Raw genomic sequence first — 19,754 nt, forward strand, 5'->3', positions numbered from 1 at the left:
TTCAGATGGCTCTGCTCCTCATGATAACTTACAAACCTGTGATGGTCCTGATAACGGAGCGGGTAACAGCTGTGCACAATCCGTGATGCCGGATACCTATTGATCTCTCTACCGGTATCAGCAGATTTAATTTAGCGCTGAATGACAGAAAGCCGCGATAATCTATCGCGGCTTTGAATATATAGACAGTCATTGAACTATCGGCTTATTGTATTTACCGACAGAACAATATCAGCACAATACGTTATTTGCAGTAGCTATAATCAACGGGTTTCCAGCTTGAAGATACCTGCCGGCCATGCTTATCATAGCATGAATCATCTTTTACACAGTTCGTTTTACCACCGGCAACGGCAGGCGAGCCAAAGTAATAGCGGGTATAACACGTATTACCACCGCCGACGACATTTTCAATATCCATAAGGGTTGTAAACTTCATAATAATTTCCTTTAACTATGGGGATAATAACTCAATCATTGAATATAAATATACAAAGAGGGGGAAATAAAAAAGAGCGTAGCCTTTTTTATTTCATTTTTACTCACTTGCCTTTACAGTAGCTATCACTGACGGCAGAATTGTAATTACCGCTTACCTTTCCATGCTTGTCTCTGCACTGGAACAGCTGCGTGCAACTACCATTGCTGGTCCTGCTATAGCCAATAACACTACAGCTGGAACTGGCGCCACCGGTAACACGCGCAACGTCGTTCATTGAAGCCTGCTTCATAATAACTCCCTTTTATTTTCATATGTTATATATAACGTCATTGTTTTCTCGTGAATAAACCACTTTAATATATTAATTAAAGAAATCGTTAATTAGAAACGCAAAGTTCATTCATCAGAGAACAAGCGCAATCTACCACACTTAATTTTATTTGCAAACAAGAGCGATTTAATTAATTAAAAATAACCGGATACGCCTAATTCATTTAATAATTAAGGCGCCATATGTTCATTAGGGAAATATGTTTTATTCATTGGCAATACTTAATATACGACATGCATAAACCATAATAATATAGAGAGATAGGAGAGGAACTCCCCTTTGAATGCCCCTTCCCCCTTCTCGCCTGAAAGAAAAAACAAAGTGTACAGTGGTTAATGACGATACAGGAAAGCAAACAAATGTATGTTGTAACTAAAATAAGTACATAACGTTACACGCCGAAACCAATGACTCACAGCACCGCACACCGTGCCTGCTTAACATAGCGCTATTCTTCCCGCAGCCGGGCATTGGCAAATGTATATCACCAGGTAACGCCAGCTACCGGAGCTCTCCATCGCCAGGATAACCTTTTGGCTTTCTGTCTGAGGAACCCTATGATTCGTCGCCACCTGTTTGAGATTTTGCTGGTCTCGCTCATCGTATGTGCTGTGATTATTGCGTGCTTCTACCTGTAAAACCGGGGTTCCACCCTCTTTACGGTTTAAGAAAGACTGCCGTTGCGAAAAAATTCGGTAGATCACACGGATTTAGGTAGAATTCCTGTCAGAGGATATCCGTTATCAGGTCAACCTATGCGAATACTGCGTTTGATTTTTTTGTGTCTTCCGGTCATCTGCTCCTCGTTATGGCTGACTTTCGCCTATGCCGACGACGACACCCTGTCGCCTGACGAGCAGTTGCGCTTGTTTTACGGTAAGGACGACCGCATCAAAATTAAAGACGTCGGCGACTGGCCCTGGCAGGCCATCGGGCAAATCGAGACGGAAAGCGGCAACCTGTGCACGGCTACGCTGATCGCGCCTCATCTGGTTCTTACTGCCGGCCACTGCGTATTGGCCCCGCCGGGAAAGCTGGACCGCCCTGTCGCCCTGCGTTTTGTATCCCGCAATCACAAATGGCGTTATGAAATTACTCAGTTGAAAGCACTGGTCGATATGCGGCTCGGCAAACGTCTGAAGCCCGACGGAGAGGGTTGGGTCGTTCCCCCTTCCGCCGCCACGCAGGACTATGCGTTGATCAGGATCGACAGCGACGACTTGCCACCGCTGCGTCCCATTCCGCTCTGGAAAGGCGATGTTTCTCAGCTAAACGAAGCCCTGAAGGCAACCGGCCGCCATGTTACTCAGGCGGGCTACCCGCAGGATTTTCTCGACGACCTGTACAGCCATGAAAACTGCCTGATCACCGGTTGGGCGCAGAAAGGCGTATTCAACCATCAATGCGACACCTTACCCGGCGACAGCGGCTCTCCATTATTGCTGAAAGATGCCTCTGGCCTCTGGAGCCTGGTCGCCATACAGAGTTCCGCCCCGGCGCCGGAAAACCGTTACCGGGCCGACAACCGTGCGGTTTCCGCTACCGCCTTCAATGACGAGCTAAAAGCCTTGCTGCAACAACCCGTCGATTCCGGCGAAAAATAGCGTGACTTTCCGCCCCCAACAAACCGGGGCGGAATGCATCACCCTGCGATTTGATCGATCGCCTGCAGAATGCGCTTCTCCGACACCGGATAAGGCGTTCCCAATTGCTGGGCGAAGTAGCTGACGCGCAGTTCTTCAATCATCCAGCGTACGTCCTGCACCTCCGGCAGCACAGCTTTTTGCGGCGGGAGCTTGTTGACCATCTGTTGCCAGGCCTGCTGCATCTGCTCCACCTTCAGCATCTGTGCGCGATCGCGGTGCGGATCGATGGCAAGCTTATCCAGACGCCGCTCCACGGCGTGAAGATAACGTTCGATATCCGCCAGACGATCGGCGCCGCTGGCCGTAACGAACCCGCGGTAAATCAAATGGTTCATCTGATTTTTGATGTCCGAAAGCGCCAGGGCCATGGTCATGTCCACCCGTCCCTTCAGCCGCTTATTGATGCCATTCGCGGTGGTCAGAATCCGCTCCACCTGGCGGGCGATAGCGACGACCTCTTCATTCAGCTCCGCGCGAACTTTCTCATGCAGTTGCTCAAACCCCGCTTCCGTCCAGGCAGGGCCGCCGGCACGGGCGATCAACGCATCCACGCCGCAGGCAATGCAGTCGTCAATCAGCTCCAGCACTTTGCCGTATGGGTTGAAATAGAGCCCCAGTTTGGCCTTGTTGGGCAATTTTTCGTGCAGGTATTTAATCGGCGAAGGAATGTTGAGCAACAACAGCCGGCGCGACCCCTGCCACATGGCCTGCTGCTGTTCCTGCTCGGTTTCAAACAGCTTAATCGCTACGCTGTCCTTTTCATCAACCAGCGCCGGGTAGGCCCGAACTTCGTAACCCCCCCGCTTTTGCTCATAACGTTCCGGCAGCGTGCCAAAGCTCCAGACGTGCAGGCCTTGCCGCTCCAGGCCATCATCGGCAACGGCGGAGAGCGTCTGCTGCACTTCCCCTTTCAGTTGATTTTTGAGCGCCTCAAGATCTTTCCCTTCCGCCAACGTTTTGTTCTTCTCGCTGACCACGCGGAAGGTCATTTTCAGGTGATCGGGCACCAAATCCCATTGCCACTCATCAGGTGACACCGTCACGCCGGTCATGCGCCGCAGCTCCCGCTCCAGCGATTCAACCAATGGCATTGCCAGCGGCGTAGCCCTGGCCAGAAACGCCTCAGCGTAGTTTGGTGCGGGAACAAAGTTACGCCGCACCGGCTTGGGCAGTGATTTGATCAGAGCAATAATCAGATCGCGGCGAATTCCCGGAATTTGCCACTCAAATCCTACGTTTTCGATCTGGTTCAGTATCGGCAGCGGAATATGCACCGTCACCCCGTCCGCATCAGCCCCCAGTTCGAACTGATAGGAAAGGCGCAGCTTAACGTTGCCCTGATGCCAGAAATTGGGGTAATCCAGCGTGCTCACGCCTTCCGCCCCCTCTTTGATCAACATCGATTTTTCGAAGTTAAGCAATTCGGGATCGGTGCGGCTTGCTTTACGCCACCAGCTGTCAAAATGACGCGAGGAAACCACGTCATGGCCGATACGCTGATCGTAGAATTCGAACAGGGTTTCGTCATCGACCAGAATATCGCGGCGGCGGGTGCGGTGTTCAAGCTCCTCCACTTCGTCGCGCAGTTTCTGGTTAGCACGGAAAAAAGCATGGCGGGTCTGCCAGTCGCCCTCCACCAGCGCGTGACGAATAAACAACTCACGGCAGGTTTGCGGATCGATTTTACCGTAGTTCACCTTACGTGCAGCCACGATGGGCAAACCATAGAGCGTCACTTTCTCAACGGCCATCACAGCGCCCTGGGACTTCTCCCAGTGCGGCTCGCTGTAACTGCGCTTAATCAGATGCTGCGCCAGCGGTTCAATCCACTCCGGCTCGATGCGCGCGGCAATACGCCCCCACAGGCGGCTGGTTTCCACCAGCTCCGCCACCATGCCCCACTTAGGCGGCTTTTTAAACAGGCCTGACGCGGGGAAAATCGCGAAGCGCGCATTACGTGCACCGGTATATTCCTGTTTGTCGTTGTCTTTCTGACCGACGTGCGACAACAGTCCGCTCAGCAGCGCGGTGTGAATACTGCGGTAGTCCGCATCAACCGAGTTCACGGCAAAACCGAGTTCTTTCACCACCTGACGCAGTTGCGTGTAAACATCCTGCCATTCCCGCACCCGCAGGTAGTTGAGATAATCGCTTTTGCACTGCTTGCGGAATTGATTGGACGACAGCGCCTTTTGCTGTTCTTTCAAATAATTCCACAGATTGACCAGCGCCATAAAGTCGCTTTCTTTATCGGCAAAGCGACGGTGCTTCTCATCCGATGCCTGCTGCTTCTCGGCGGGACGTTCGCGCGGGTCCTGAATCGACAGCCCTGAGGCAATGATCATCACCTCCCGGACGGCATTATTTTTCTGCGCTTCGATCACCATACGCGCCAAGCGCGGATCGATGGGCAACTGCGCCAGCTGTGCGCCCAGCGGCGTCAGGCGCTGATGTCCTTTTTCCGTGCTGTAAACCGCACCCAGTTCTTCCAGCAGGCGCACGCCGTCCTGAATATTGCGGTTGTCCGGCGCTTCCACGAACGGAAACGCGGCGATATCCCCCAACCCCAGCGACGTCATCTGCAAAATAACCGATGCCAGGTTGGTGCGCAGAATTTCCGGATCGGTAAATTCAGGCCGTGACAGGAAATCCTGTTCGGAATACAGCCGGATGCAGATCCCTTCGGAAACACGGCCGCAGCGTCCTTTACGCTGATTCGCCGACGCCTGGGAAATCGGTTCAATCGGCAAACGCTGAACCTTGGTGCGGTAGCTGTAACGGCTGATGCGCGCAGTGCCCGGATCGATAACGTATTTGATCCCCGGTACGGTCAGCGACGTCTCCGCCACGTTGGTCGCCAGCACGATACGCCGCCCGGTATGGCTATGGAACACCCGGTTCTGCTCACCGGCGGACAGGCGGGCATACAGCGGCAAAATCTCGGTGTGCGGCAAATTCTGCTTCATCAGCGCATCCGCCGTGTCGCGGATTTCCCGTTCCCCGCTCATAAAGACCAGGATGTCACCCGGCCCCTCGCGCTGAAGCTCATCCACGGCGTCAAAAATAGCCTGCAGCTGATCGCGGTCGCCGTCATCATCGTCATCCGCGATCGGGCGATAGCGCACCTCAACCGGATAAGTACGCCCCGAAACTTCAATGATCGGCGCATTGTTAAAATGGCGCGAGAAACGTTCAGGGTCGATGGTTGCCGATGTGATAATGACTTTCAGATCGGGGCGTTTCGGCAATAGCTGCCGCAGGTAGCCAAGAATGAAGTCGATATTCAGGCTGCGTTCATGCGCTTCATCGATGATCAGGGTGTCGTACTGCATCAGCAGGCGATCCTGCTGGATCTCCGCCAGCAGAATCCCGTCCGTCATGAGCTTGACCATGGTGGTGTCGCTGACCTGATCGCTGAAGCGAACCTTATAGCCCACGCTGGCTCCCAGCGTGGTATCCAGCTCGTGCGCGATGCGTTCGCCAACCGAGCGGGCAGCCAGGCGGCGCGGCTGCGTGTGCCCAATCAGGCCACGGACGCCGCGCCCAAGCTCAAGGCATATTTTGGGTAGCTGCGTCGTTTTTCCTGAGCCGGTTTCACCGGCGACGATCACCACCTGGTGATCGCGGATGGCCGCCATAATGTCGTCTTTCTTCTGACTGACGGGCAGGTTTTCCGGATAAGTAATCGCCGGACAGGCGGCACGACGGGCATCAACACGGACGCGCGCGGTCGCGATCTCCGCAGAAATCGCCTCGGCGATACCCTGCTGGGCCTGCGGATTATGCACTTTTTTGGCGCCCTGAATGCGGCGCATCAGGCGCTGACGGTCGCGCAGCATGAGGGTATCAAGCTGCGCCATCAGCGCGCTAAACGGGGATTTCACGATGAAAAATTCCTTACTGCTTTTCGCGGATACCGGCCGGTCGCCGGTTTTATCATTCTGTTGGATTAATGGTAACACAGCCTCAGCCCGTCACTCACTTTCCTCTGCCGGAAGTTGTTCAATAAAGTTGTTCAACAAAATCGAACAAAGGCCTCGAAATATTGCGCTATCACTGCCCGGCAAATCTGAATAGAGTATCCCCCATAGCGCAATCATTCACACAACCTATTACTTCAGGCGTTCGGGCAAGGGTCCGGACGGCACAACTGACAAAGGAAAATGCAATGAGTAAAGTACTGGTTCTGAAATCAAGCATCCTGGCTAACTACTCTCAGTCCAACGTTTTGGCTGACTACTTCGTTGAGCAATGGCGCCAGCAGCACAGCGACGACCAAATCAGCGTACGTGACCTGGCCGCCAATCCGGTGCCGGTGCTGGATGGTGAACTGGTTGGCGCCCTGCGTCCTTCCGAAACGCCGCTGACGCCGCGCCAGCAGGAAGCCCTGAAACTGTCCGATACGCTGATTGAAGAACTGCAGGCCAGCGACGTTATCGTCATTGCCGCGCCGATGTACAACTTTAACATTTCAACGCAGCTGAAAAACTACTTTGACCTGATTGCCCGTGCCGGCGTGACGTTCCGTTACACCGAAAAAGGTCCGGAAGGCCTGCTGAAAGGCAAACGCGTTTATGTTCTGACCAGCCGCGGCGGCATTCATAAAGATACCCCGACCGACCTGGTAACGCCGTACCTGAGCGTATTCCTGGGCTTCATCGGCCTGACCGACGTGGAATTCGTTTTCGAAGAAGGTATCGCTTACGGTCCGGATATGGCCAGCAAAGCCCAGCAAGACGCCAAGGCGCTGATTGCCCAGCTCGCCAGCGCATAATAGCACCAACCGCATATGCAGAAAGAGCGCCGTAAGGCGCTCTTTTTTTTTACAATACCGACGCCAAAAATTCCGCCAGTACCTGATTCACCCGCTCTGGCTGTTCCAGCGTGGAAATGTGCCCCGCGCCGGCAATAACCTCCTGACGGCATCCCAGAATCTCCGCCATCAGATGCCCTTCCAGCGGCGGGCGCGGCTGATCCTGCTCACCGGTAATCACCAGCGCGGGCATCTTCAGCGTTTCCAGTTGCGGGCAACCATCGGCGCGGCCGAAAATCATCCTTCCCAACGGGACAATCGTGTTCAGCAACGTTTCCTTCGGCATCGCCATCAGGCGCTCCGTCAGTACCCTGATCATGGCTTCGTCCGGGAAATCGCGCCGGAAGAACATCGCGGCAACCTGTTGGGCCATGGCCGGCGGCACCTGACCGCTCGCCTCAATGGCGTCCATAATGGCGAAGTACTTCTGATGACTGACTTCCGGCTCCAGGCCGACGAAGGTATCCATCAGCACCAGCGCCTTAACCCTTTCCGGCGCTTTCGCCGCCAGCGCCGCTCCCCACATGCCGCCGACGGAAAGACCAATAACGGCGAATTCGGAAATATTCAGCGCATCCATCAGCGCCAGATAATCATCGGCGAGATCGTCCAGATCGCGGTGCCCGTCAGGCAACGCCTCCGAGTCGCCGTGCCCCCACAAATCCGGCACGATGAGCCGGTAATTCTGACTCAGCGCTTCAATCTGCGGCGCCCACATGGCGGCGTTAAACAGATAGCTGTGACCCAGCAACAAAGGAAATCCCTTGCCCTGATCCAAATAGTGCATCCGGCGCTGATGTAGTTGCAAAGTTGGCATACCCACTCCCGTTTGATTTAAAACAATTTAAACCGTCGTACAACGACGGAAATGTCAGACCGTTGCCGACAACGTCAAAAGAAACGCATATTCCAGGGCAATATCTTCATACGCTTTAAAGCGTCCTGATTTTCCCCCGTGGCCTGCGTCCATGTCCGTGTAGAGCAACAGCAAATTGTCATTGGTTTTCAGCTCGCGCAGTTTCGCCACCCATTTGGCCGGCTCCCAATATTGCACCTGCGAGTCATGCAATCCGGTGGTGATCAACATATGGGGGTAATCCTGCGCCGTAACCCGATCATAAGGACTGTACTGCAGAATATAATCGTAATAGCGCTTCTCTTCCGGATTCCCCCATTCATCGTACTCCCCGGTCGTCAGCGGAATAGAGGGGTCCAGCATGGTCGTCACAACGTCAACGAATGGCACCTGCGCCACGATGCCGTAATACAATTCCGGAGCCTGATTGGCAATCGCCCCCATCAGCAGGCCGCCGGCGCTGCCGCCCATGGCAAAAACCCGCGTTTTATCGCCGTAGCGCCGGGCTACCAGTTCCCGGGTAACATCGATAAAATCACTGAAGGTATTTTGTTTATGCAGTAATTTCCCGTCATCGTACCACTGCTGCCCCAAATCGCCGCCGCCGCGGATATGCGCCAGAGCAAAAACGACGCCCCGGTCCAGCAGGCTGAGGCGGCTGATGCTGAACGCCGGGTCCATACTGCTGCCGTACGCGCCGTAACCGTAAACCAGCAACGGATTCCCCCCCTGCGTGAACAAATCCGCACGGTAAACCAGGGAAACCGGCACCTCAGCGCCATCACGCGCCGGGATCCACACCCGCTCGCTGCGGTAATCCGCCGCATTAAAATTCTTCACTTCCTGCTGCTTCAGCAACTGCCGCTCGCCGCTGTCGAGATCGATCTGATACACCGATGAGGGCGTGGTCATGGAAGAGTAGCCATAACGCAGCAATGAGGTTTCCGGCTCCGGATTAAACGAAAGCCAGGTCACGTAGGTGGGATCATCGAAGGCGATCTGCCGGTCTTCGCCATTCTGCCAGTGAATCTGGCGCAGACGGGTTAACCCCCGCTCACGCTCTTCCACCACCAGCCAGTCGCGGAACAGGCAGAATCCTTCCAGCATGACATCTTCACGCGGGGCTATCAGGGGCTGCCATGCCGATTCCGCTTTCTCATGCGTCTGATACAACGCAAAGTTTTTCCCCTCCCGGTTGGAGCGGATATAAAAGCAATCGCGGTAATGATCGAGCGCGTATTCATGGTCACGACGCCGCGGCAGGAATATTTCCGGCTGCGCCTGCTGATCGTCGGCATTCAGCAGCAGGATCTCCGAGGTCGTCGTACTGGAGAGATGGATGATGACGTAGCGGTTGGAGATGCTTTTCTCCAGCCCGACGTAAAACGTGTCGTCCGTTTCCTCATAAATCAGTTCATCATCGGCAACCGCCGTTCCCAGACGATGACGATAAACCTGATAAGGCAGCAGTGTCTGAGGGTGTTTACGCACGTAGTACAGCATCGCGGAATCATTGGTCCACTCAAACTGGCCGGCGGTATTTTCCAGCACCTCTTCCAGCCAGCCGTCATCCGCCAGCCGCTTGACCCGGATGTCAAACTGCCGCCGGGAGAGAAAGTCCTCCGCCACCGCCAGCAGGCGGTTGTCCGGACTCACCTCCATCCCGCCCAGCGCATAGAATTCATGCCCCTCGGCACGCAGGTTGCTGTCCAGAATGGTGCTCCAGGCTTCCCCGCCGTCCGCCTTGCAGCGGATATAGCTGGCATACTCCTGCCCCGGCGCGAAACGGGTTTGGTAGCGATACCCGTTGCGGGTATAGGGAACCGATTCATCCTCCTGCGGGATACGGGCTACCATCTCATCGTACAGCGCGGCGCGTAGCGGCGCTTCGCCGCTCAGCATTTCATCGGTGTAGGCGTTTTCGGCATTCAGGTAATCCAGTACCGCCGGATCGCTGCGTTCGTCATCACGCAGCCAATAGTAGTCATCGATCCGGACATCACCGTGTTGGCGTAATTCATACGGGTGTTTTGCAGCGACGGGAGCTTTTTTCATCTGGGAACCTGTTGCGCCGTTCACGAACGGCAAAATGACAAGAAAACGATTCAGCCGGATACCCCGTTGCCAGAAGCCCCCGGCAGCGCGATATCTGCTTAGTATATGATAAGAAAAGTTAACGCTACGAAGGGAATTTGCGGGAAAGGCGATGTTTTTTTGGAAAGACCCCGTCAGATCGGGCCACCGCAGGGGTGACCCGGAGAGAACGTGGCGCTACTCCGGCAGGGAGTATTCCAGATCGCCCGCCTTGCAATCGACCTTCACCGTATAGGTACGGTCAACCTTGGTGCCGCGCACCTTCAGCGGAATCTGCCAGCTATCGCCGTTCTGCACGATCTGATCGTCCTGCACCCACACCACCGGCGTTGAGGTGCCCAGCAGTTTCTTATCATCCGCCCAGCGCGGCAGGCGATTTTGCAGGAAATCATTTTTGATCATCGAAACCATCTGGGCCGGTTTCGCGCTTTCGCAACTGGCGATCTTGGCCGTGCGGGATTCCGTTTGCACCGCCTGTGCCAGGCCCGTAACCAACATTGCAGCAACACCCAAACCTAATGCAATTTTGTTCATTTTCATTCCTCTCTTGTTGCCTCTTGTCCACGCATAGCAAACGTCTTCAGATGCAATACCTACCGTTCCTTCGGACAAACTGCCTGATTCCGCCCGGCTCCGGGGCCTGAAGCGTTGCCGTACCCTGCGTTGCCGTAACAAGCATTGCGGCGGATGAACACGCCCAAAAACGGCAAAAAAGGTTGCTTTACGTTTCATAATAGATCCATATGCGTAAACGCCTTGTGAATCTTAACACTATGTTAACGCTTTTGATGACAAAAATGCACCTGCCGTCTGCTTTTCAGAGGAAAGCCGCAAACATCGCTACCCGATGCTGCAATCCGTCTGCCCGTTCGGCGTCCAGCGCCTGTTTCAGAAGCGGATAATCCCGTTCATCCACGATGCGAAAACCACAACGGTGATAAAACGGCGCATTCCAGGGTAAATCTTCAAAGGTCGTCAGCCCCATGCCGCGATAACCGCGATCGCGCGCGGCGGCAAGACAGTGTTCAACGAGCTGCCGCCCGATGCCGCGGCGGGAAAACGCCGGGAGAACGCCGATTTCAACCAGGTGCGCGAAGTCATGTTGGCTTTCCACCAGCGCGAACCCCACGACCGTTTCACCTGAGAGTGCGACCCACAGCAGCGACCGCTGCCGTCCTTCCTCTAACTGACTGAGCGGCAGCGTATGCGTAAGGTACGCTTCCGGAAACCTTCCCGGCGGAAAGACTTTCACTGCCTCCAGCTCAATGCCGGCCAGCGAACTCAAATGGTGTTCCTGTGCTAACTGAATGTTCATGGCGTCATGCCTCCTTAATCGCGGTTCACAGCATACAGGAAAGAAAAAACCCGCACGAAGCGGGTTTTTTTCAGCATGATAGACGCAGGCTGAATTACAGTGCGACGACATCCGCCGCGGACGGGCCACGCGGGCTATCCTGAATAGAGAACTCAACCTGCTGGCCTTCAGCCAGGGTCTTAAACCCGTCAGACTGAATAGCGGAGAAATGGACGAAAACATCCTTGGAACCGTCGGTCGGGGTGATGAACCCAAATCCTTTGCTTTCGTTAAACCATTTAACGTGACCAGTTTTCTTGCTCATTGAACTTTCCTTTACTTTGGCTAACCTGCCCGCAGGGCATAAATATACACCGATAATTATCGCATGACGCCGCGATGATATAAAAACCATCTATGAAAGTGACAGAATCAGTATTGCGCCACCTAACATAAAATGCTTTTTATCGCATTCAGAACACACTCTATCAATTATCAGAGCGCAAGCATTAACGCACAGTTTAAGCATGGGCGCAAACCTTTCGTGATAAAAATGATAAATATGACGCGTATATTTTCATCAACATCCGGTAACGATTCCAGACAATATGAAAAGCCATTAATACCAAATAAATCATGATGATAAAATGAACACATGCCATTAATCACCACGTAAGAAAATGCAAAAAATTTATTCAGAATAATCAGGCACAGATCACATTTATCCGCAATTCCGGCATGAAAAAAGACATAATTTATTTACCTGATTATATCATTGAAGAATATTTAATCAGAATCAAAGTGTATATTAAGGTTGCCATAATGTTCATATCTATATCCGCAGCATATTCTTCAAATGACAGATCCTCTGAATAGGAAAAACTATAAACTCCCTTTATGCCGAAATATAACGCATTCTTAACGCTCGTTTTTTCTCCCGTTACGTAGCCTGCGTTATTGATGAATTTTCCTACAGCAAGAGCGGCGATACTCACTTTTCAGACTGGCGGCAAACAAATCTCCTGCTGTGTACGCAAACGTTTTCGTATATACTGTCAGCCTCTTCGGGAGCCATGAAACCATCATTTTTGAAAAACCATCATTTTTGAAACAATCGTTTTGACAGGGTGAGCAGATGTTATCTATTGGAACCGCATTGTGCCCGCGCGCAACCCGCGTGATGTTATTAGGCTCCGGCGAGCTGGGGAAAGAAGTGGCAATTGAGTGCCAGCGGCTGGGAATCGAAGTTATCGCCGTCGATCGCTACGAGAACGCACCGGCCATGCAGGTCGCTCACCGCAGCTACGTAATCAATATGCTTGACGGAGAAGCATTGCGGGACATCGTAGCACGCGAGGAGCCGGACTACATCGTGCCGGAAATCGAAGCGATTTCAACGGAAACCCTGGTAGCCCTGGAACACGACGGGCAGAAAGTCGTGCCGTGCGCCGATGCGACACGCCTGACCATGAACCGTGAAGGCATCCGTCGCCTGGCGGCAGAAACGCTGGCGCTGCCGACCTCCCCTTACCGTTTCGCCGCCACGGAGCAAGAATTTACCGAGGCGGCGCACGCTATCGGTTTTCCCTGCATCGTTAAGCCGGTAATGAGTTCTTCCGGCAAGGGCCAAAGCCTGATCCGCGAACCCGCTGCCCTCGCCGCCGCCTGGGAATATGCCCAACAGGGCGGCCGCGCCGGTCACGGCAAGGTTATCGTCGAAGGATTGGTCAAATTTGACTTTGAGATCACACTGTTGACCATCAACGCGGTTGACGGCCTGCACTTCTGCGCGCCCGTCGGTCACCGTCAGCAGGACGGCGACTACCGGGAATCCTGGCAGCCACAGCACATGAGCGATCTGGCCCTGCAACGGGCGCAGGAAATTGCGGGTAACGTCGTTAAAGCGCTGGGTGGCTACGGCCTGTTCGGCGTGGAGCTGTTCGTGCGCGGCGATGACGTCATTTTCAGCGAAGTATCGCCCCGTCCGCATGACACCGGCATGGTAACGCTGATCTCCCAGGATCTGTCGGAATTCGCCCTGCATGTGCGCGCTTTCCTTGGTATGCCGATCGGCGTAATCCGCCAGTTCGGGCCGAGCGCCTCTGCCGTACTGCTGCCCAGCCTGCATAGCCACGACGTGGTGTTCAGACAACTCGACACCGCCCTGGCAGCGAAAACGCAGCTGCGGTTATTCGGTAAACCGGAAATTGAGGGAACCCGTCGTTTAGGCGTCGCGCTGGCCTACGGCGACAGCGTAGAAGAAGCGGTAGCGCTGGCGAAGAAAGTCAGCAGCGGCGTGGTTGCCGAAGGATAATCCCCGCACCCCGCCGCTGACGGCGGGGTGGTCGTTTTCGGCGAGCGTTATTCCTCTTCGTCCTCGTCATCAAACCTTACGTGAACGGCGTTACCCTGGTGCCGTTCACGAATTTCCGCCGCAACCCGGGCAATGGCTTCGCCGCTGCTCAGCCCCTCTTCCATCAGTTGATGGATGCGCTCGGCGGCTTTCTGCTGTTCTTCATGAGATAAGGCAGGCATTCCGCTGCTCATGGCGTACTCCTCAATGCTATCCGGCTGTGTCACAATAGAGAGCAGAATTATACGGCAAAGCGGCCTTCCGGCCCAACGCCGATCCACCATCGCCGTTTGTATGAGTGCCAAAACCGTGCCTGATTGCGCTTTTTCTCTTCGTGAACTCCCGTACACCCCTGATGCTGTCCTGAAGGCATTCGCGCCTTTTTCCTCAACGCCCTGGGCAATGCTGCTGCACTCCGGCTTTGCCCTCCATGCCCATAACCGCTTCGACATCATGACCGCCGGGCCGTTAGCCACCCTGACGACCCGCGGCAGCGAAACCCTGATAGGCCATGCTGACGGAACAACGACCCGCTCGGCCGGCGATCCGCTGCAACTGCTTCAGGAACAACTGGATACGCTGTTGCCCGCACTGCCTGCGCCGGGTGATTTGCCGTTTTACGGCGGAGCCGTCGGGCTGTGGGGCTACGATCTGGGGCGACGCTTCGAACGTTTACCGGCACGCAGTGAAAGTGACATTGTCACACCTGATATGGCCGTTGGTATCTATGACTGGGCGTTAATTGCCGATCATCATGCGCAAAAACTGTTTTTACTCTGCCATGGCGATAGCAATGCCCGCCTGCGCTGGCTCGAAAATACACCGGCCTTCGCCGCTGATGCTTTCCGGCTCACCGGCCCCTGGCAGGCGAATATGACCCAGGCGCAATACCGGGAACGCTTTGAGCGCATCCAGCACTACATCCGCGCCGGCGACTGCTACCAAATCAACCTGACGCAGCGTTTCAGCGCGCCATACGAAGGCGATGAGTGGCAGGCTTTCATGCACCTGAGCCAGGCAAACCGGGCGCCGTTTTCCGCTTTCCTGCGTTTTCCCGATGCGGCGATCCTCAGCCTCTCGCCGGAGCGTTTCCTTGAACTGCGTCAGGGAGAAGTCGCCACCCGCCCGATAAAAGGCACCCTGCCGCGCTGCGCCGATCCGGATGAAGATGCCGCTCAGGCGGCCCGCCTGGCCGCGTCAGAAAAAGACCGTGCGGAAAACCTGATGATCGTCGACCTGATGCGTAACGACATCGGCCGCGTTGCCGCGCCGGGCAGCGTGCGCGTACCCGAACTTTTTACCGTTGAACCGTTTCCGGCGGTGCATCATTTGGTCAGCACGGTAACCGCCCGGCTGAAGGAAGATCTGCATGCCACGGACCTGCTGCGCGCCTGTTTTCCCGGCGGTTCGATTACCGGCGCGCCTAAAATCCGGGCCATGGCGATCATTGAAGAGCTGGAGCCGCAGCGGCGTAACGCCTACTGCGGCAGCATCGGCTATATCAGCCGCTGCGGAAATATGGATACCAGCATTACCATCCGCACGCTGATTGCAGAACAAAACCGCCTTTACTGCTGGGCCGGCGGTGGTATCGTGGCTGACAGTCATTCCGATGCGGAATATCAGGAATCATTTGATAAACTGGCTAAAATATTACCCATCCTCAGTGAACCCAAGGCGCAGAACGTATGACATTTTCCCCGGAGCTGGAGCAGTTCATCACCCGCTTTCAGTTGCAGATGCCGGTTTGGCGTTCATCCGATCCGGGGCTGCGCCAGGCGGCCGTGCTCATCCCTATCATTAACCGCCCGGAACCCACTCTGCTGTTAACCCAGCGTTCCAGCCAGCTGCGCAAGCACGCCGGGCAGGTTGCCTTCCCCGGCGGTGCCGCCGATCCGGGCGACGGTTCGCCGATTTTCACCGCACTGCGGGAAGCACAGGAAGAAGTCGCCATCGCGCCGGAAAACGTCCATATCCTCGGCAGCCTCCCCGCGGAAAACAGCGTCACCGGCTTTCAGGTTACGCCGGTGCTGGGTATTCTTCCCGCAGATATCACGCTCAGCGCCAGCGACGACGAAGTCGCCGCCATGTTCGAAATGCCGCTGCGCGAAGCCCTGGCGCTGTCACGCTATCACCCGCTGGACATCCACCGCCGCGGCGGGCATCACCGCGTCTACCTTTCCTGGTATCAGCGTTTCTTCGTCTGGGGGCTGACCGCCGCCATTATCCGGCGTCTGGCCCAGCAAATCGCCGTCTGATTTTTGCCTTACTTTAGCTAATGCGAGCGTTTTTCCCTGCCTTATTCTCCGCTGCCGGATAAAAAAACATACGGTTCCGCGATCGCGGTCACTCTCTTTTTCTCCGGATTCACTAAATCGGCGCTATCATACCTGGAGTAAACACTGCCAAATATGCCAACAGCAGCTTGATTTATCTGTATGACGCACCAATATCATAATAAGTCGCTGTGATGAATTTGGCTTACAGTCTCCCGCGCCGGCGGCATACGTCAGAAATGAGGCCTGACGCAATTTCCCGCCGGTGCAGGAGAAAAGCCAACATCATTTACGGGGGTAATCGGCCATTACCGGCATTTTCCCTCACCGGTTTGCGAATTGCGCGTGCGTCTGTGCCGGAGTTCGGTTATTGTTGGCGCGCCCCGGCGGCGGCTTCGCGTTAAAGATAAATTTTATTCATGCGAAGTCTGCGTTCCGGCCGGCGTCCGCGGCCCGGCGGTGGCCAATCCGCCCGCCGCAATTTCAACACCGTTATTCGCCTCTAAGGAGTTTTCAGCGTGATTAGTGTTTTCGACATGTTCAAGATCGGCATCGGTCCTTCCAGTTCGCATACCGTGGGCCCGATGAAAGCCGGCAAACAGTTTGTCGACGATCTGACAGAAAAAGGGCTGATGCCTTCCGTCACGCGGGTGTCCGTTGATGTTTACGGCTCTTTGGCCCTGACCGGCAAAGGGCACCACACCGACATCGCCATTATTATGGGACTGGCGGGCAACATGCCCGACAGCGTTGATATTGACGCCATTCCCGGCTTTATCCGCGATGTGGAGCAACGTCAGCGTCTGCTGCTGGCGAACGGATGCCATGAAGTCGATTTTCCGCACGCAGGCGGCATGAACTTCCATAACGATAACCTGCCGCTGCATGAAAACGGGATGCGAATTCACGCTTTTGCCGGCGACCAGGAAGTTTACGCCCAAACCTACTACTCCATCGGCGGCGGTTTTATCGTCGACGAAGATCACTTCGGGCAAGAGACCGCGAACAGCGTCAGCGTCCCCTATCCGTTCAAATCGGCGCAGGATCTGCTGAACCATTGCCATGAAACCGGCCTTTCCCTCAGCGGGCTGGTGATGCAAAACGAACTGGCGCTGCACAGTAAAGAAGAGATATATGCTTACTTCACCGGCGTGTGGGACACGATGCAGGCCTGCATCGATCGCGGCCTGAACACCGAAGGCGTTCTGCCCGGCCCGCTGCGCGTTCCCCGCCGCGCTTCTGCGCTGCGCCGTATGCTGGTGACCAGCGACAAATATTCTCAGGATCCGATGAACGTGATTGACTGGGTCAACATGTTCGCCCTGGCGGTCAACGAAGAAAACGCCGCCGGCGGCCGCGTGGTAACCGCGCCGACCAACGGCGCCTGCGGCATCGTGCCCGCAGTGCTGGCCTACTACAACCACTTTATCGAGCCGGTTACGCCGGACATCTTCGTGCGCTACTTCTTTGCCTCCGGCGTTATCGGCGCGCTGTATAAGATGAACGCATCAATTTCCGGCGCGGAAGTCGGCTGCCAGGGCGAAGTCGGCGTGGCGTGCTCCATGGCCGCGGCCGGCCTGGCCGAACTGCTGGGCGGCAGCCCGGAGCAGGTCTGCGTGGCAGCGGAAATCGGCATGGAACACAACCTCGGCCTGACCTGCGACCCGGTTGCCGGACAGGTTCAGGTTCCCTGCATCGAACGTAACGCCATCGCCTCGGTCAAGGCGATCAACTCAGCGCGTATGGCGCTGCGCCGGACCTCCGAGCCGCGCGTATCGTTGGATAAAGTGATTGAAACCATGTACGAAACCGGTAAAGACATGAACGCCAAGTACCGTGAAACTTCCCGCGGCGGTCTGGCGATCAAGGTACAATGCACCTGATCACGTGACTTCGCCGCACCTAACCTGCCGGATGCCACACGCATCCGGCTTTTTTATGCCTTTACATTTATCCCGGAAAGTTCGTACATTTTTCCTAACCCTGCTGTCATAGCTACACTTAGTTCAGCAGATGATGGATAGTGACGGTATGAAATCACTCTTCCGGCAGAACAAAGGCGCCCAATGCGTTTTACACAGCAAGCAATAAAAAAATACCGGTTACACCGTCTGTTGCTTGCGACAGGAGCGGCGACGTTGGCTTTTGTCATTTCCATCGGCAGCCGTTACTTCCAGGAAATCAATCTGGTGCATGACGCCCAGCGTCAGGCGGCATCCGACACCGTACAACGGCTCGACCGCATGCTTGCCAACGTGCAGCGGATATCGCAGCAGCACCTTGATCTGGTCAACACGACGTGTCCGCTGGTTCAGCAACGCTTGCTCAATATTTCGGTGCAACTGCAGGTTACGCGCGCCGTTCTATTGGTCAAAAATAATGAAGTGTTTTGTTCCAGTCTGTTCGGCAAACGCGACTATGACTTCGCCAAAATGTTTCCCGATCTGACCCAATCAGGGCAAACCCTGATGCTGAAAAGCGCCCTGATAGTAGACAAAGGCAGCCCGACGCTGATTTTCTGGGTTCCGGTGCCAGGCGCCCCGCGCAGCGGCATCGTCCATTCGTTGCATATCACCATGCTGTCCGACTTCATCCTTGAGCCGCATCCTTACGTCGATCGCATGGCGCTGAACGTCGGTCATTCACGCCTGCTTTATGGCGAGCGCGCCATTCTGCCCTTCGGCGACGGCGTGAAGGACGATGCCTGTTACAGCCAGGCGTCGGTGCGTTTCCCCTATTCAGTGTCGATTTTCTCCGCGCCGGACTGGCAGTTGGCGATACGCTCATTACCCCAGCATATCCCCCTGTTCCTGCTGGTTTTCCTGCTGGCGTTCGGTATTGTTTATCTGGCTTCGGCCAACCGGTTGAATCTGGCCTATCACATCTCCTCCGCCATTCAGCAAAAACGGTTTTTGCTCTATTGCCAGCCGATAATCGACACTCACAGCGGCGACTGCACCGGCGTGGAGATCCTGTTGCGCTGGCACGACGAGCGGCAGGGATGGATCTCTCCGGACGTATTCATTCCCCTGGCGGAACAGCACGGTCTGATCCAGTCGCTGACCCGTTACCTGCTGATCCAGCTGGTTCAGCGCCTTTACCTGTTTCCCCGTACCTGCGACTTTACCATCAGCATCAACATCGCCGCGGAGCATTTTACGCAGGGCCAGATTCTGGATGATTTGCAGACCCACTGGTTCCACCATTTACCGGCCCCGACACTGGTGCTGGAATTAACGGAAAGGACTGCCCTGGAACGGATCGACAATCAACTGCTGACCCGCCTGCACCAGTTGGGCGCCAGGCTCGCCATTGATGATTTCGGCACGGGACACAGTTCCCTCAGCTATTTGCAGCAGTTGCAGCCGGACGTGTTGAAAATCGATCGCAGCTTCTGCGCCACAATCGGTACTGACGCCATTAACGCCAGGGTGCTGGACAGCATGATTTCGCTGGGTAAGGATTTGGGGCTGAAGCTGGTCGCGGAGGGGGTCGAAACGCAGGAGCAGGTCGATTACCTGAAGCAGCGCAACGTTGAATGCATACAGGGGTATTTTTTCTCTATGCCGATGCCGCTGGAAGATTTTCCCCAGTGGCTCAGCAACTATCGCCGCAGCCTTGCGGCGAAGTCGATGGCCTGATTTGCGGC

At 55.2% G+C, this 19,754-nt stretch carries 16 protein-coding genes; 8 read left to right on the forward strand and 8 right to left on the reverse strand.

Annotated elements, in window-relative coordinates:
• Positions 1-244: 244 nt before the first annotated feature.
• Positions 245-439 (reverse strand): DUF4762 family protein, encoded by a 195-nt coding sequence (locus tag C8D90_RS03260; RefSeq protein ID WP_115456959.1) that lies wholly within the window; start codon positions 437-439, stop codon positions 245-247.
• Positions 440-1,330: 891 nt separating this feature from the next.
• Between C8D90_RS03260 and ydgU the strand changes: the two genes are divergently transcribed.
• Complete coding sequence (gene ydgU / locus C8D90_RS22555; protein ID WP_456236433.1) at positions 1,331-1,411, forward strand: small membrane protein YdgU; 81 nt, start codon at positions 1,331-1,333, stop codon at positions 1,409-1,411.
• A gap of 117 nt (positions 1,412-1,528) precedes the next feature.
• Positions 1,529-2,377 (forward strand): trypsin-like serine peptidase, encoded by an 849-nt coding sequence (locus C8D90_RS03265; protein WP_115456960.1) that lies wholly within the window; start codon positions 1,529-1,531, stop codon positions 2,375-2,377.
• A 38-nt stretch (positions 2,378-2,415) separates the two neighbouring features.
• On the opposite strand, the gene hrpA is transcribed toward C8D90_RS03265, so the two are convergent.
• Positions 2,416-6,279 (reverse strand): ATP-dependent RNA helicase HrpA, encoded by a 3,864-nt coding sequence (hrpA, locus tag C8D90_RS03270; protein ID WP_221810548.1) that lies wholly within the window; start codon positions 6,277-6,279, stop codon positions 2,416-2,418.
• A gap of 308 nt (positions 6,280-6,587) precedes the next feature.
• Between hrpA and C8D90_RS03275 the strand changes: the two genes are divergently transcribed.
• On the forward strand, positions 6,588-7,193 hold the full coding sequence (locus tag C8D90_RS03275; RefSeq protein WP_115456961.1) for an FMN-dependent NADH-azoreductase: 606 nt from the start codon (positions 6,588-6,590) through the stop codon (positions 7,191-7,193).
• Between the two features lie 49 nt (positions 7,194-7,242).
• Here the strand turns inward: C8D90_RS03275 and C8D90_RS03280 are convergent, their stop codons facing one another.
• The 5 genes from C8D90_RS03280 to cspE form a co-directional block, all read right to left on the reverse strand.
• A complete protein-coding gene (locus C8D90_RS03280; protein ID WP_115456962.1) occupies positions 7,243-8,049 on the reverse strand; it encodes an alpha/beta fold hydrolase in 807 nt (268 codons plus the stop codon).
• A 54-nt stretch (positions 8,050-8,103) separates the two neighbouring features.
• The gene (locus C8D90_RS03285; RefSeq protein ID WP_115456963.1) at positions 8,104-10,143 is read right to left on the reverse strand and encodes a S9 family peptidase; all 2,040 of its coding nucleotides are present in this window, start codon (positions 10,141-10,143) and stop codon (positions 8,104-8,106) included.
• A gap of 216 nt (positions 10,144-10,359) precedes the next feature.
• Complete coding sequence (gene yebF / locus C8D90_RS03290) at positions 10,360-10,716, reverse strand: protein YebF (protein WP_115456964.1); 357 nt, start codon at positions 10,714-10,716, stop codon at positions 10,360-10,362.
• A 283-nt stretch (positions 10,717-10,999) separates the two neighbouring features.
• Positions 11,000-11,497, reverse strand: coding sequence for a GNAT family N-acetyltransferase (locus tag C8D90_RS03295; protein ID WP_162844348.1), 498 nt, complete (start codon positions 11,495-11,497; stop codon positions 11,000-11,002).
• Between the two features lie 94 nt (positions 11,498-11,591).
• Positions 11,592-11,801, reverse strand: coding sequence for a transcription antiterminator/RNA stability regulator CspE (cspE, locus tag C8D90_RS03300; protein WP_115456966.1), 210 nt, complete (start codon positions 11,799-11,801; stop codon positions 11,592-11,594).
• 810 nt (positions 11,802-12,611) lie between these two features.
• On the opposite strand from cspE, the gene purT reads away from it, so the two are divergent.
• A complete protein-coding gene (gene purT, locus C8D90_RS03310; protein WP_115456968.1) occupies positions 12,612-13,790 on the forward strand; it encodes a formate-dependent phosphoribosylglycinamide formyltransferase in 1,179 nt (392 codons plus the stop codon).
• Between the two features lie 47 nt (positions 13,791-13,837).
• Here purT and C8D90_RS03315 read toward each other — a convergent pair whose 3' ends face one another.
• A complete protein-coding gene (locus C8D90_RS03315; RefSeq protein ID WP_115456969.1) occupies positions 13,838-14,023 on the reverse strand; it encodes a YoaH family protein in 186 nt (61 codons plus the stop codon).
• A gap of 100 nt (positions 14,024-14,123) precedes the next feature.
• Between C8D90_RS03315 and pabB the strand changes: the two genes are divergently transcribed.
• The 4 genes from pabB to C8D90_RS03335 all read left to right on the forward strand — a co-directional run bounded on the left by pabB (position 14,124) and on the right by C8D90_RS03335 (position 19,746).
• A complete protein-coding gene (gene pabB / locus C8D90_RS03320) occupies positions 14,124-15,521 on the forward strand; it encodes an aminodeoxychorismate synthase component 1 (protein WP_115456970.1) in 1,398 nt (465 codons plus the stop codon).
• Positions 15,518-16,087 carry a CoA pyrophosphatase gene (locus C8D90_RS03325; protein WP_115456971.1) on the forward strand — a complete coding sequence of 190 codons (570 nt, stop codon included), beginning with the start codon at positions 15,518-15,520 and terminating at the stop codon, positions 16,085-16,087. Before pabB ends, C8D90_RS03325 begins: the two co-directional genes overlap by 4 nt.
• A 536-nt stretch (positions 16,088-16,623) precedes the next feature.
• A complete protein-coding gene (gene sdaA, locus C8D90_RS03330; RefSeq protein ID WP_115456972.1) occupies positions 16,624-17,988 on the forward strand; it encodes an L-serine ammonia-lyase in 1,365 nt (454 codons plus the stop codon).
• Between the two features lie 255 nt (positions 17,989-18,243).
• Positions 18,244-19,746, forward strand: coding sequence for an EAL domain-containing protein (locus tag C8D90_RS03335; protein ID WP_230472938.1), 1,503 nt, complete (start codon positions 18,244-18,246; stop codon positions 19,744-19,746).
• The last annotated feature ends 8 nt before the right edge of the window (positions 19,747-19,754 follow it).

The sequence above is a fragment of the Enterobacillus tribolii genome (assembly GCF_003363015.1).
Lineage (GTDB): Bacteria > Pseudomonadota > Gammaproteobacteria > Enterobacterales > Enterobacteriaceae > Enterobacillus > Enterobacillus tribolii.

Bases quoted from the DNA above. Each gene is read 5' to 3' on its own strand.
- C8D90_RS03260 (WP_115456959.1), bottom strand. From the start codon at position 439: ATGAAGTTTACAACCCTTATGGATATTGAAAATGTCGTCGGCGGTGGT.
- ydgU (WP_456236433.1), top strand. From the start codon at position 1,331: ATGATTCGTCGCCACCTGTTTGAGATTTTGCTGGTCTCGCTCATCGTA.
- C8D90_RS03265 (WP_115456960.1), top strand. From the start codon at position 1,529: ATGCGAATACTGCGTTTGATTTTTTTGTGTCTTCCGGTCATCTGCTCC.
- hrpA (WP_221810548.1), bottom strand. From the start codon at position 6,279: ATGGCGCAGCTTGATACCCTCATGCTGCGCGACCGTCAGCGCCTGATG.
- C8D90_RS03275 (WP_115456961.1), top strand. From the start codon at position 6,588: ATGAGTAAAGTACTGGTTCTGAAATCAAGCATCCTGGCTAACTACTCT.
- C8D90_RS03280 (WP_115456962.1), bottom strand. From the start codon at position 8,049: ATGCCAACTTTGCAACTACATCAGCGCCGGATGCACTATTTGGATCAG.
- C8D90_RS03285 (WP_115456963.1), bottom strand. From the start codon at position 10,143: ATGAAAAAAGCTCCCGTCGCTGCAAAACACCCGTATGAATTACGCCAA.
- yebF (WP_115456964.1), bottom strand. From the start codon at position 10,716: ATGAACAAAATTGCATTAGGTTTGGGTGTTGCTGCAATGTTGGTTACG.
- C8D90_RS03295 (WP_162844348.1), bottom strand. From the start codon at position 11,497: ATGAACATTCAGTTAGCACAGGAACACCATTTGAGTTCGCTGGCCGGC.
- cspE (WP_115456966.1), bottom strand. From the start codon at position 11,801: ATGAGCAAGAAAACTGGTCACGTTAAATGGTTTAACGAAAGCAAAGGA.
- purT (WP_115456968.1), top strand. From the start codon at position 12,612: ATGTTATCTATTGGAACCGCATTGTGCCCGCGCGCAACCCGCGTGATG.
- C8D90_RS03315 (WP_115456969.1), bottom strand. From the start codon at position 14,023: ATGAGCAGCGGAATGCCTGCCTTATCTCATGAAGAACAGCAGAAAGCC.
- pabB (WP_115456970.1), top strand. From the start codon at position 14,124: ATGAGTGCCAAAACCGTGCCTGATTGCGCTTTTTCTCTTCGTGAACTC.
- C8D90_RS03325 (WP_115456971.1), top strand. From the start codon at position 15,518: ATGACATTTTCCCCGGAGCTGGAGCAGTTCATCACCCGCTTTCAGTTG.